Source organism: Streptomyces sp. PTY087I2 (genome assembly GCF_001687325.1).
Classification (GTDB): Bacteria; Actinomycetota; Actinomycetes; order Streptomycetales; family Streptomycetaceae; genus Streptomyces.
Map to the genome: position 1 here is coordinate 383,116 of NZ_LZRD01000001.1, position 12,697 is coordinate 395,812.

Sequence of the window (12,697 nt, forward strand, 5' to 3'; positions counted from 1 at the left end):
TGAGCTCTGCCGTTCACTCCCTTTGCCTCTCTGGCCTCGGAATGTTCATCACCATGGGGCGAACGTGAACAGTGCCGATTCGCGAGAGGCTCGCCGCTTGGTCCAGCAGATGGGCGAGGAGCGTATCCTGCCGGAGCTTCTTCGCTTGGGTCTTGCGCTTGTCACCCGTGGCGTTCCAGAGTTCGATCGGATACCAACCGACGATGTAGATGCCTGCGTCCGTTCCTGATTCCGGAAGATATCGATCTGCCAGCTGCTCCGCTTGTGCCGTCGGAACTTCGTCGTTCCAGGAGCCCTTGACCTCAATGACCAGCTTGATGGACTCCCCTGCAGTGATGTTGGGGTCGTCCCCCAGCGAGGGCATCGCCTCGACGAGGAGGTCAGTGCGGTCGCCCGCGCCGTATGGGTCGGTGGGGTGGATCAGCACTTCCCGGTTGACCGCGACACGGCGGCCGGCCAGCCGCAGAAGCAGTTCATGTGTGAGGTAGGCGCAGAGGGCTGCTTCGGGCTTGGGACGCCACACGTCAGGGATGATTGGGTTTTCCGCGGATGGCCTTCGGGGCCTGTTGCCCGGTGTGCGGTCCCAGAGCAACTCACAGTGCGTGGGAAGCGCCCGCCCCACCTCCTCAAGGGCCTCGTACACCACATCCAAGAGATCTGTGCTAGTGCGGATGACGCGCCGTGCTGGGTCCTGCAGGAGTCGTATGACGTCCTCTGTGCGCACCTGGCCCCAACTCGCAACGGCATACTGCTTGGTCGCCTCGCCGAGTGCTGCGGCAATGACCAGTCGGGTGGGGTACTGAGTCGCGAGGTGGCGCAGTTGACGAATTGCCTCAGCGGTGGCTCGTCGGCTTAGCTCAGCTAGTAGGCGGTCTCTCCATGTGCGAGCTTGATCCTCATCCGTGATCCAGCGAACTCCGCGAAGAGGCTCGTCCTCCTCGGGGTCGTACAACCCGCTGAGCCACAAGTACAAGTCGGCGACGCGAGGCTCACTGAGGGAGCCTTGGATGCGCTCCGCCTCCGTCATAGCGCATGCTTCGGCCAGCCTGCGGCCGAGTTCAGAGTCAGTCGCCGCGAAACTCTTGGCTCGTGGCCAGTGCGTCTCGGCGTCCGCGGTCAATAGGGCGTGCATAGCGAGGACGGCAGCTCGTACGGCGAGTGGAGTTTCTCGAGGTCCGTCGACGCTGGCATCAATGATCTCGTGCACGACTCGGCTGTCGGTGGTGAGAAGGGCGGCCAGGATGCTGTGCCAGGTCCGCAGCGCGGCCTCACGCCCCTCATCGTTGTCGGGCAAGCCTGCCAAGTGACCTGAATTCTCTGGTGAGCCTGCTAGAGCCCTCTCGACCGCCCCGGACGCGAGCCCGAGACAGCTGGAAAGTTCAATGGCGAGGTTCTCGAAACACACGCGTAGGTCAGCAGCCCAGCGCGGATCAATCGCATTGAGCACGATAGGCTGTCGGCCTGCTGTCAGCGCCGCTCGGGCTGCCTGGGCAACGCGGTGGGCAACGGACTCAGGTGCATGACGGGCTGCCAGGCGCAGCAAGTCCACTCGCACGGGTTCCATGTAGCTCGTCGCCATGCCCATGAACTCGGTGAGAATCGCGGCTGCCCACGAGCTCCAGACCTCCGCGGGGAATTCGATCAGGGGATCCGCTCTGTGCAGCTCGGTGAGGAGGGCGTATCCCGCCCAGGAGCACTTGTTGCGACGGGCGAGCGGAAGCCAGGAATCCGCACGGTCATGCTCGGTGGTGAGGTAGCGGCGAGCGAGCTCACGCAGATCCGACAGATCGTCACCGAGAGCTACGGCGGCTGGCCAGGTTGAGAGGGCACCCGACGCATTCTGAGCAAATTCCCCCGTCTGCAGGTCAACGCGTAGACCCCACAGAAACTGCCACAGGCTGTCGTTGTCGCCCGCCCTTGCTTCAGCGAGGAGCCGTGCCTGCTGGGCCATGAACGCTCCGGCTTCCGGCCAATGCGCTCTGTCAGCGCTGTAGTTGTGGCGCAGCGCCTCAGCTAGCGGACTGTTGACAGGGATGGCCGTATAGAAGGAGCGCAGATATGGCCAGGCCGGGTGCGTTTCGTCGTAGGCCAGTTCGAACGCATGTAGGTCGTCCGATGGGAACGTCCAGGAGGCGAGCTCGCCGTACACCCGGGTGGCCGCTTCATCGCCGGCTCCCGCCGCCTCGGCGGTCTGCTCCAAGGCCCAGGGGAAGTCCTCCCGATCGATGAGCTGATGACGGGTCGCCGGCTCAGGCACCGAGGCGGCGTCGAGCCGTAGCGACGAGCGTCGTTCCCAGTCGTACGCGATCTGGTAGGCCGCCGTGCGCGGGTCGAAGTTTGCTCGGACAGCCTCTCTGACAAGGGCTTGGGTCAGAAGCCTGCGTCGTGAGCGAGTCTCTTGCGTCTCGTCGCCGTACTCATCGGGTTGCAGGCAGTCCGGCAGCTGGACCTTGTGGTGGCTATGGAGGAGACTGAAAATGATCTTCGCCAAAGTGTCCACGCACTCGGTCGCTTCCGATGTCTTCATCACACGGTCAATCACCCCGTTGATCAGCGAGATCTCGAAGCGATCGCGCGAGAAGACATAGCCACTGTCCGGTCGGCAGACTACGTTGGATGCCCAAGCCAGAAGATTTGGCAGATCCTCATCGCTGCACTCCCCTGGCATATTCCTGAGGAAGTGGGCGTAGTTGCCGTACAGGTCCGGAGACGGAGGCCGGAGGGCACCGAGCATCGTCGCGGCGTCCAAATGGTGCGGCCACAGAAGGCCCAGCAGAGTTCCCCGGAGCTCGTGGTCGGGGTCCACCCGCTCGGCGGAAGGCGGGTCGGACAGCGTGTCGAGCACCTCGACGAGGACGGGCACGGCACGGCCTGGGTCGCAGGCGAACGCGGCACGCGCCGCCAAACGACGCTCCGTTTCATGCCATGTGTCGTCCTGCACCAACCTCAGCAGGGCGCCCGCCAACCTGGGGTGACCGGTACCGGCTTCCTGGGCCAGCTGGATCGCCAGACGGATTCGTGCTGTGGACTGCCAGCTGGCAGAACCTTCGGCAGGGTCAAGCTCCAAGTTGTCGGCGAGCTGGTCAGCGAGTGCGGGATGGCGCAGATCCCAGCGGGCGAGCTGCCATCTCGTGTCTCCCAGTTCGACCTGCGCCGCACGTTCCAGCAGCCTGTGACCGTGAGCCGCCGGACCTCGTCGGAACGCACGAGCGCGCTGTGCACCGCGAGGCTCTCAGGATCGGCGGTAGCAAGCCAATCGCCGCCGGAGGGGTTCATGGCCACCAGCCAGGCCGCGGTTTCCCGCAGCGGTGCTGGAATGGTCGATGTCTCGCCGTCCGGTGCGCCGACCAGGAAGAGATTCTCCAGCTGCCGTTGCGTGATCTTCCGATCGGTCAGGTACCGGGCTGCGAGGTAGGCGGCTACGGAGGAATGGCGGAATGCCCTCCTGCCGTCATCCGGCGCTGTGAACAGGGCGGTTGCCAAGCATTCTTCGACCACTTGGGGCGAAACCTCGAACGGTCCAGCCGCAGTCCGCTCCGTTCCCCCAACTAGTACGTCGCCGGGCAGATCGTAGGTGCCGGCCGCAAACGCGGCGCCACGCCATACCGTCCGGTGGCCGGACAACAGCATCCACGCAGCGATGCGTCCCGCCACCGTCAGACGCTGAAGAGCCGTGGTGATCAGCGGCTTCTTGAGTCGGTGAGGGGCGGGGCCTTCAGCAAGCCGCGCCACTCCACGTGCGAACAACTCTTCTGGCCGCCCGTGCAGCTGACCGTCAGCCTGATAGGTCAGGACCAGCAATTCCAAGGTCAACGGCACGCCAGCCAGGACAGCGGCGCCGGCCGACTCAGCTGCTACCACCAGGTCCTCTCCCCGGACGACGGCGCTGTCGGCCAATGCGACAGCCTCCATGCGGCTCAACGGAGCCAGATCGACGCATCGGCACGCGCCGAAAGCCTCAGCCAAGGCAGACGTCAGCGCCGCCGGATAGTCGGCGGTGCGGCAGGCCATCAGAAACCGAACCCTGCTAGTGTCCCGGCCGCTCAACGACCTTCTCAGCAACCTGGACAGACGAGACAGAAGTGGACTCTCATCGGCCTGGTCAAGGACCACCGTCAGCACTCCTGCGCCTCCGGCAGAGTCTCCTCCGAAAGGCAAGGAGAGAAGATGAGACCCCAGCTCCTCCTCGTAGGAGTGCTCGGTGAGATCCCCACCTGTCACCCAAAGACACGCGTCGGCAGCTCGGCTCCAAGTGTCGAGGACACGGGGCAATTCATTGGTGAGCTGCTCCAGGACGGACGTCTTGCCTGCTCCGGGCTCTCCCAACACCACCATGGCCCCTGCCGCCGCGACGACAGCAGGAAGCGCCAAGGCTCCCGGCCGAAGTTGCTCGGCGTCCATGACCACGTTCTCATCGCCCGCTCGGAACGCTTCGGCGGCCTGCACGATCAGATCTTCAGCAGCGACCTGCTCACCCCGCACCCTGCACACTCGAGGGACATGAAAACCGAAAACGTAGTCTGTCACTCCCCCATTCTCCCCACCTCCACTGACAAGCGACGCCATTTCCCCCTCGCAAGCAGGCGAACCAAGCTCAGGACCGACGTCGGGGGGAACACAAAGGATCATCGTCTGACTGTTCCCTGGGCTCATCCTCAGCACAGGGGGGTCCTCCAGCCGCACGACGACAGGTACCGCAACGTCACCAGGGGCAGCAGCGAGCGTGAACAGGCCCGGTCGGATGTTTCCGCCACGGAGGAGGCCCCAAGCACGGCGTCACCACCCAGGGAGGCGCACGCCGATGGATCTCGTCACTGGCTAAAGGGGGGGGTGCGCCTCCCGAACCGAACTAAGCCGCTTCCCAGAGACCGGCCTCCAGGATCCGGGCGGCCTTGGTGATGTTGCCCGGCATCAGATGCCGGTAGGTCCGGTACGTCTCTTCGATGGATTTATGGCCCATCCATTCCGCGACATCGGTGATGGGTATGCCGTTCCCCAAAGCGTTCGAGGCGAAGTAGTGCCGGAAGCCATACATCCCGATGTCTTCTTCCGGCGGAAGGTTCACGAAAAGCCGCTTGACGCGCCGCCGCTCCATGCCTTCGGTGAAGTAGCCGCCCGGACCTCGCAGGAGATAGCCGTCCTTCGTGGTGCCGTGTTTCTCCTCGTAGCGCTCGATCGCTTCCCGCACCGACTGCGGCAGCGGAACTTCCCGGAACTCCCCCACCTTGCGATGCTTCAGCTTCGCCGGCTTCAGGGTGTTGGAATGGATCTGCTCCCGCACTCGGTAGACGTCCTGGGCCACGACGTTGTTGACGTTCACTGCCCGCGCCTCGCCGTTGCGGAGACCGCACCCCGCCATCATGGCAATCTCCAGTGCGAGATCCTCATCGGCGACAATCAGCGCCTGCTTCACGTAGACGAGAGGCGGGATGGCGACCTGCTCGCGCACGTATTCCGGGTCCTGGACTCCCTTCACCGGGTCGTCCGCCATGGCCCCCTTGGCGTACGCATCCCTCAGAATGGACTTGAGGACGCGGAATATGTTCACCTGATTTCCGCGGCCAACCCCGTCGTTCTCCATTTCATCCAGGAACCGCTCGACCACGATCGGTGTGACCGAGTTCAGCTTTCGTGACCCCAGACGCGGGACGATGTGAACGTTGATCGAACTGTCGACGTGCTCCCCCGTGGAGTAGTCCGTCATCTTGCGCTGCCGGGGCCGCCATTGCCTCGCGTATTTCTCGACTGTTAGCTGCCCCAGTTCCCGACGGGCCGCCGCCACCGACGGTGCCGTGGTCTTCTTCTCTGCGTAGAGCTGCGTAAGGCGTTCGATCGCGTCGTCCTGCGTGCCGTAACCGGACTCCTCGCGTTGCTTGCCGAGGGCATCCCTGAAGCGGATCAGGTAGGGATGAGGGCAGCGGGTCGGCTTGGCGCAGCCGCAGCTCTTGGAGAAGGACCCCATGCCGCGGGCCAGCTGTCGCACCATGTGTAGCTCCATCCGTTCCAGCCCAAGGATCATGCTCAGGCTCCGCGCACTGCAGGTCGAGGTCAGCAAACGAGGACACGACTAGGACGCGTGCTGACCGTTTGCTGACCTGAGGGGGGCACATGATGCCCCTGACCTGCGGCGGCGCCAAATAGTCAGATCTTGGACTTGAACATGGTGCGCATCATTCGGAGTGCTCCCGAGTTTTGGCTCCCTGCCTGCGTTATTGCAGGTCAAGGGCTGTTTCCTTAGGCTACAACGCGTCGCGTGCGCGGGCGGCGTTCCCCAGGGTTCTTCTGGACCCAAGCCTATGCAGCTCTCCCCCTGGGGGCGGCTGTGATCACCGTCACCCAGTCGGGCGGACAGCGGTTCCATGTCCCCGTTGTTCCCAGGACCACGCTTCGGGAGTGCCGGTGGATCTCTATCCTCTATGTGAGCACGCTGAGTTGGGCGAGATGCTGTGTGTACGGGCGGACGAGACGGATGTGCGCCGGGACAAGGGCCGGCCCACCGTCAGGGGGAGTCTTGGCAGGGAATCAGGAGCAGCGGACCGCGATGGCGATACGCGTGGCAACGCGCACCGTACTCGCCGGACTCGCGGGCGGTGTCGTTGGCATCGCGGCATATTCGATCAGCCAGACGGGAGGTCGACGGCTGTCGATCGTGGTGGGCTGTCTCGTCGGAGTCGCACTGGTCCTGGGAGCGGAGCTTCGCCGCGGCTCCACCCAGCGGATGGACGGGCGGCTCGTCGTGCTCCGCCGCGAGAAGTCGTTCCGGACCAAGGCAGAAGATATGCGTCAGGCCGCCCAAGGCTTGTTCTTCCAGGCGGCCACCCGCGTAGCGATCCATCCACTGGACGACGACAGCAACCTGCGCGAAGCGCTCACATCCCTCAAGACGCTCTTCGACCTCTGTCGTGAACCCCTTGAACCCGACTCCGCACCGGTTCCTGCCGCCAGAGGGAGTTCCGTGTACGAGCTTGCTCGGGACATCCGCAACGCTGAGCTGGCCCCATTTCTCGCCAAGTGGCATCCACGACTGAGGGCGTTCGAAGAGGCGTACCCGGAGCGGGATGCGTCGGAATGGGACGAGAACGCGGTGTTCCGTGCCGAACTCCGTTCCTTGCAGCTCAGGCTGCGCCCCTATGTGATCGGCCTGGGGGAGATCGCCGGCATCCCGGATCCGTCGGGGTATCTGCACCACCCTGTACGGTCCGCGCCGCCTGCGACAACGACCGGTTCCGGGCCGCGCGAGTCGGAATAGCGGCATCGCCCGGTCGCCCGTCCGGGTCCACGCATGTCGCATGATGGTTCGGTGATGATCTCCCTGTCCCACGCAACAACGTCCCGCCTTGCACGTGCGACCCGTCAACCTGCCCCCCCCCCCGCTGTTTTCGGGGTACAGGCAGGATTCAGGGTGCCTGCCGGTTGACGGTGCGAGGGAAGCGCTCTGATGGTGGACCACGCCGGTGCCGACGCTGAATGGGACGTCTTCGTCAGCTACAGCCGATCCGATGCGCAGAAAATCGCTGCCCTGGTGCCCGCTCTCCGGACTGCCGGGCTGCGTGTCTTCGTCGACGACACGGCAGTGGACGACTTCGCATCGATCACCGCCACCATCACAGAGGCTCTTTCGCGCTCCAAGGTCCTGCTCGCTGTGTACTCGACCGAGTACCCGCAGCGGCGGGCATGCCAGTGGGAACTCACGTACGCCTATCTGAGCGGTCAGCACGAAGGGGATCCTCGCCGCCGCGCCCTGGTCATCAACCCCGAGCAATCGGCGGATCATGTGCATCCCGTGGAACTGCGCGACGCCCGGCACTGGCCCTGGCCCGTCACCCAGGCAGCGATCGCCCGGCTGGCCGAGCGCGTGGCCGCCCACACCGAAGTGATCACCGCGCCCATGGGAAACCTGGCTCACGCGCCGTTCGTCCCGTGGCTTCCTGCGCCGGCCCGTACCGGATCGGTCGCTTTCACCGGCCGTCTCGCCGAGCAGTGGCTCATCCACACGGCCCTGCACCGTCATCGCACTCCGCTGGTCGCGCAGGCCGGCGCCGGGCGAACGGCGCAGCTACGTGGCATGCCGGGCATCGGTAAGACTCTGCTGGCCCAGGAATATGCCCTGCACTTCAGCTCCTCGTTTCCCGGCGGGGTCTTCTGGTTCGACCTGAGTTCCTGTGAAGGCTCCGGTCCGTCGGACGTCATGGATGCGTATGCCGATCAGATCTCTACCGTCCTGTCGGCACTGGGGCTGAACGCCCGTTCGGAAACCCTGCCCGGATTGCTGAGTCACCTGGCGGTGCACCTGGGGGAACGCAACACGCCCTGCCTGTGGGTGGTGGACGGTGTCCCCGACGGCCTGGCCGAGGAACATCTCCATCTCCTTCGCGGACCGCACCTGCTCAGCGCGACACTCGTCACCACGCGGTCGCTGCGCTATCCCTCGTTCGCCGAGACCATCGACGTACCGCCTCTGGACGACTCCGACGGCCTGCATCTGCTCACGTCCGGACGACGCCCTGCTGACGGCCTGGAGCGCGCGTCCGCGATCGCGCTCGTCCACGACGTCGGGGGCCTCCCTCAGGCACTGAACCTGCTCGCGAACCTGGCTCCGCACAGCGACTTCATCCACCTGCGAAACCAGCTGCACGCCCCCGGGCCCGACATTCTGGCCGGCAGGCACCTTCCGGGCGGTCCGAAGGCGCGAGGCTCCCGCACCTCTGCGACGGCGCTGCTGTCCGCCCCTCTGACCGGCCATCTCCCGACCGACGACATCCTGCGCCTGCTCGCCCTGGCCTGCCCGGCGCCACTGACGCGCTCCGCCCTTGAGGACCTGCTCTCCACAGCCACCTCCTACGCCCCGTGGGAAGTGACGTCGCTGGCCGCGGAGGCCATCGAGGCACTCCTGGGGTCCGGGGCACTGCGCCCGGATCCCCGGCTGGAGCAGTCCTGGACCATCCACCCTCTGCTGGCCCGCGCGGTGCGTCGCCACGACAAGGACACAGCGCGGCAGGAAGATCTCCGACGCACGCTCCTGCACGCGCTGACGCCGAACTCTTTGAACCCGCCCGAGGGTTCCGAGCGACCCTCCACAGTCCCTCGACCGCCATCCGCCGTAGCGCCGTTGCACAGAGGCCCCTCCGCGGCCTCCGGCACCGTTGAGCAAGCAGCAGCCTTCGACCTCCAGGTCGAACTCGTCACCCGAGTCGGAGTCCAGCCGCTCGCCGCCGAGCAGGGATCGTTGCGGGAAGCCCTCTCCTCACTTCACACGCTGTTCGTCACCATCCGCGAGGTCCTCCACCGCATGGCCGGCGAAACAGCGGGACCCCTCACGCTGCCAGGCCTTGCGACGACCCTCGCCAATCAGCACCTGAGACCGTTCCTGACCACCTGGCATCCCGCGCTGCAAGAATACGAAGCCACCCGTCCACCGGGTACCGGCATCGTCGAACATGAACGACAGTGGAAACGATCCGCCGCCATGCGCGCGGACCTCGCAGCGCTCCAGACCCCACTGACCTCAGTGGCCGCAGAGCTTGCGACGGTGTGCGGAATCGACCTGCTCGCCGCTGGGACCCGAGCGGCTGAGGACTGACCCACGCACACGGTCGGCGTGCAGCGCCAGTACACCGGCACCGCCGACCGCATCAAGGACAGGACCGAGGATGCGGCCCGCACCTGCGGGGCGTCATCGCGGTAGCGGGTGGTCTTCGACCCTCAGGCCCGGACGGCGGCGAACTCCCTGCCGGAAACGGCACCTGGTTCACCGATCATCGTGCGGGCCTCGCGAGCGGCGAGCGTGACGCCGTTCGACGATGCGAACCCGGCCTCCCGATGGGCGCGCTGATAGCGACTGATCGATGCCCGCATGATGACGCCCGTGCTGAGCCCGAGGAGAACGACCACAGCGAGCGACCCCAGCGTCAGGAACCCGGTATCGATGCCGGCCCAGGACGACACGATCCCGGCCACGAGCCCCGCGCAAGCCACGTAAGCCACATGGAGGAGAGCCCTGGAGCTTCGCTCGCCAGAGGTGCTGGCACGCCGCAGCCCCTCCTCCATGGCATCGAGCTGCTCGATCTTCGGCGTCCGCACCGTCGCGAACTGCTGGAAGAGCTGTTCGTGCTCCGCACTGCCCCGCGACCGCTGCTTGATCACCGTTCCATCGGCGGCAATGTGCCACTGGATCGTCCAGGGCTTCTTCTGTTCCACGCTTCACACCGCCTTGTCAGCAGGCGACGGCCTTCACCTCGCCACGTCGGCGACGATGCTACTTCCTCCGGGCCCGCCCTCTTCCGCAGCCGTTCCTGCGCAGCGGCGGCCATGTGTCACTTAAAGGGGAGCACCTTGCCCAGGACATCCCGCACGGTCCCCACCGCTTCCGGGCTTGACGAAAGGATCATGCTCGCCCCCACCAAAGCAAGCATCCAGCGAGCAGATTCCTCAACAGAGGGAGGAATTCCGGGAACCAGCGGCAGAGCAAAAGCACTTCCGATGACTACAGCCCCGGGGAGCAGTCGAGCACCCGCTACGCGCAATCTATTCGCCGTCGAAGGGAGATCAGGGGCATTGGCCAGCAAAGCAGATCGATCCTCGCGCACAAGAGCATCGATTCCACGAACGAGAGATTCGACTACTCCATCCACATCTTCAGTGCAGTTGGCAGTGACCAGAACCCGCTTGTGCAAACGGATCGCTTCAGCCACACGCAGCGCCTCCTCCCGAAGTTCGCGCCGCAATCCGGTATCAGCAGGATCAACACGGTCCTTGAGCGACAAGCAGACAGTGGCCTCGACCGCGAAGTTCTCCAGCAACTCGCACCACCGACGCACCTGCTTGCCGTGGTGCCAACGGTGACGCTCTCCATGAATCACGTCAACCACGTGAACTGCGGCCATCGCCAGAGCATCGTAGGCGTGGGCCTGCTGTCGAGCAGAGTTACGCCATTTCCGGTAGAGCCAGATGACGGCGGGAAGAGAGCCGAGAACCAACACCAACATGCTGAACAGTGCGATGGAGGACGAGATCACGAGCCCGGGTTCAGAGCTGTACACCATCCCCCACATGAGCACGGCCAAGAAGGCGGTCAGGGGGAAAACCAGCCGGGCGAACAGTAGGCGGTGAAGAACCGTTCGCCACGTCATCACTGTGAAGCAAGTGAATATCACCGCTGTGAAGATCATGAAAAGCCGTGCGCCACCGAAGACGGCCATCCCTGCGAGCGGTATCCAGATCACGAAGGCCAAAGGCGAGTATATGAACATGGCCACGAAGCGCTCACCTCCTTCATCTCGCCGACAGGCAGCGGCCTCCAGTCGCTCCCTCAGATCGGGCCCAGCCAATGGGATACGCTCCAGCGCCTCACTGATCGATTGATCCGCACGAGCACGCACACGATTCTCGGTGCGGCCGAAGAGCCAGTGCCCAACACGTCCCCACCCGGATGTCACCGTCGTCATATCTCCCCCTACCGAGCCGGCAATCGGCTAGCGACCCATGCGCACAGGCTATAGACGCCCGATCAACCGCTGACCATCCCCACCGTTACCAGCTCACCCCCAGCCGCCGCGGGCTGCGCGAGGTGGTTCCCGTCCGCCATACGATCGGGTCCGTCGGGTCGGCCAGGCGTAGGTTCGGGAAGCGGGCGGCCAGGCGGTGCAGGGCCAGTTGGAGTTCCGTGCGGGCCAGCCAGGCGCCCAGGCAGTAGTGGGGGCCGGCGCCGAAGGAGAGCGTGGGGGCCTCCAGTGGGGCGAACAGGTCGTGGAGCGTGGTGGGCGGGAAGACCTCCGGGTCGCGGTTGGCCATGCCGCAGTCGGCGAGCACGATCGCGCCGGCCGGGATCGTCACCCCGCCGACCTCGGCATCCGTGGCGGCGTGCCGGGTGCTGCCCCGGTCGTCGCCCAGCGGTACGAGGTGCACGAGCCGGTCCGCGACGCGTCCCGCGGCCTCCTCGTCGGCCCCCAGGCGGGGCCAGGTGTCACGGCGTTCGCCCAGGAGGTAGAGCAGCGCGTTGCCGAGCATCGTCATCGTGCTGTCGTGGCCGCCGACGACCAGCCCGCACACCAGGCTCACCAACTGCGCCTCCAGGACGCCTCCTTCCGCGTCCGCCGCCGTGACGATGCCGCTGACCAGGTCGTCGCCCGGCGTCCGGCGCCGCTCCGCGAGGAGGGCCGCGCCGAACGCGCTGAACTCCCCCAGCGCCGCGGCAACTTGTTCACCCTCGTGGGTGCCGTCGGAGAAAGCGTGTTCGCTCCATTCCCGTAGGCGGTTCCACGCCGACTCTTCCAGTCCCATCAGCCGGCTGATCACCGCCACCGGCAACGGGAGCGCGAACTCCGCCACCACGTCCGCAGGTTGCGGCCGTGCCTCCAGCCGGTCGAGAAGTTCCTCGACGATCGCGGCGATCCACGGCCGCCAGCGGGCGACCGCCCTCGGCGTGAACGCGCGCCGCAGAGTGCGGCGCAATCGCAGGTGGTCCGGGCCGTCCTGGTTGAACATCAGGTCGGGGTCGTTCACGAGGTCCGGTACGCCGGAGAGGGCCGGGGCGTCGGGGGCGTACAGCTGTGCCCGGCCGAAGCGCGGGTCGGAGAGCACCTGGCGGACGTCGGCGTACCGGCTGACCAGCCAGGCGGGCGTGCCGCCCGGAAGTTCGGTGGGGCAGGGCGGCCCCGGTTCCTCGAAGTGCAGCCGGTGCATCGGCTCCGGGGCCGGG

Annotated in this window: 8 protein-coding genes; 2 read left to right on the forward strand and 6 right to left on the reverse strand. The window is 65.7% G+C overall.

The genetic code is table 11. The features are described 5' to 3' along the window. Positions 1-13: 13 nt before the first annotated feature. From A3Q37_RS01680 to A3Q37_RS01690, 3 genes are all read right to left on the reverse strand, one after another. The gene (locus A3Q37_RS01680; RefSeq protein ID WP_141693539.1) at positions 14-2,941 is read right to left on the reverse strand and encodes a hypothetical protein; all 2,928 of its coding nucleotides are present in this window, start codon (positions 2,939-2,941) and stop codon (positions 14-16) included. A gap of 5 nt (positions 2,942-2,946) precedes the next feature. Then, positions 2,947-4,527 (reverse strand): hypothetical protein, encoded by a 1,581-nt coding sequence (locus tag A3Q37_RS01685; RefSeq protein WP_141693540.1) that lies wholly within the window; start codon positions 4,525-4,527, stop codon positions 2,947-2,949. Between the two features lie 322 nt (positions 4,528-4,849). Continuing rightward, entirely contained in the window at positions 4,850-5,986 is a 1,137-nt protein-coding gene (locus A3Q37_RS01690) for a site-specific integrase (RefSeq protein WP_065476738.1), read from the reverse strand. 555 nt (positions 5,987-6,541) lie between these two features. Here A3Q37_RS01690 and A3Q37_RS01695 point away from each other — a divergent pair. Further along, positions 6,542-7,249, forward strand: a complete 708-nt coding sequence (locus A3Q37_RS01695; RefSeq protein WP_065476573.1) for a hypothetical protein — start codon at positions 6,542-6,544, stop codon at positions 7,247-7,249. Between the two features lie 189 nt (positions 7,250-7,438). Next, positions 7,439-9,580 (forward strand): TIR domain-containing protein, encoded by a 2,142-nt coding sequence (locus A3Q37_RS01700; RefSeq protein ID WP_065476577.1) that lies wholly within the window; start codon positions 7,439-7,441, stop codon positions 9,578-9,580. Between the two features lie 122 nt (positions 9,581-9,702). Here A3Q37_RS01700 and A3Q37_RS01705 read toward each other — a convergent pair whose 3' ends face one another. The 3 genes from A3Q37_RS01705 to A3Q37_RS01715 all read right to left on the reverse strand — a co-directional run bounded on the left by A3Q37_RS01705 (position 9,703) and on the right by A3Q37_RS01715 (position 12,681). Further along, positions 9,703-10,197, reverse strand: coding sequence for a hypothetical protein (locus A3Q37_RS01705; protein ID WP_065476580.1), 495 nt, complete (start codon positions 10,195-10,197; stop codon positions 9,703-9,705). Positions 10,198-10,313: 116 nt separating this feature from the next. Next, positions 10,314-11,255: a hypothetical protein gene (locus tag A3Q37_RS01710; protein WP_065476584.1), complete on the reverse strand. Its 942-nt coding sequence runs from the start codon at positions 11,253-11,255 to the stop codon at positions 10,314-10,316. A gap of 274 nt (positions 11,256-11,529) precedes the next feature. Beyond that, positions 11,530-12,681, reverse strand: a complete 1,152-nt coding sequence (locus tag A3Q37_RS01715) for a cytochrome P450 (protein ID WP_065476740.1) — start codon at positions 12,679-12,681, stop codon at positions 11,530-11,532. Positions 12,682-12,697: the final 16 nt, after the last annotated feature.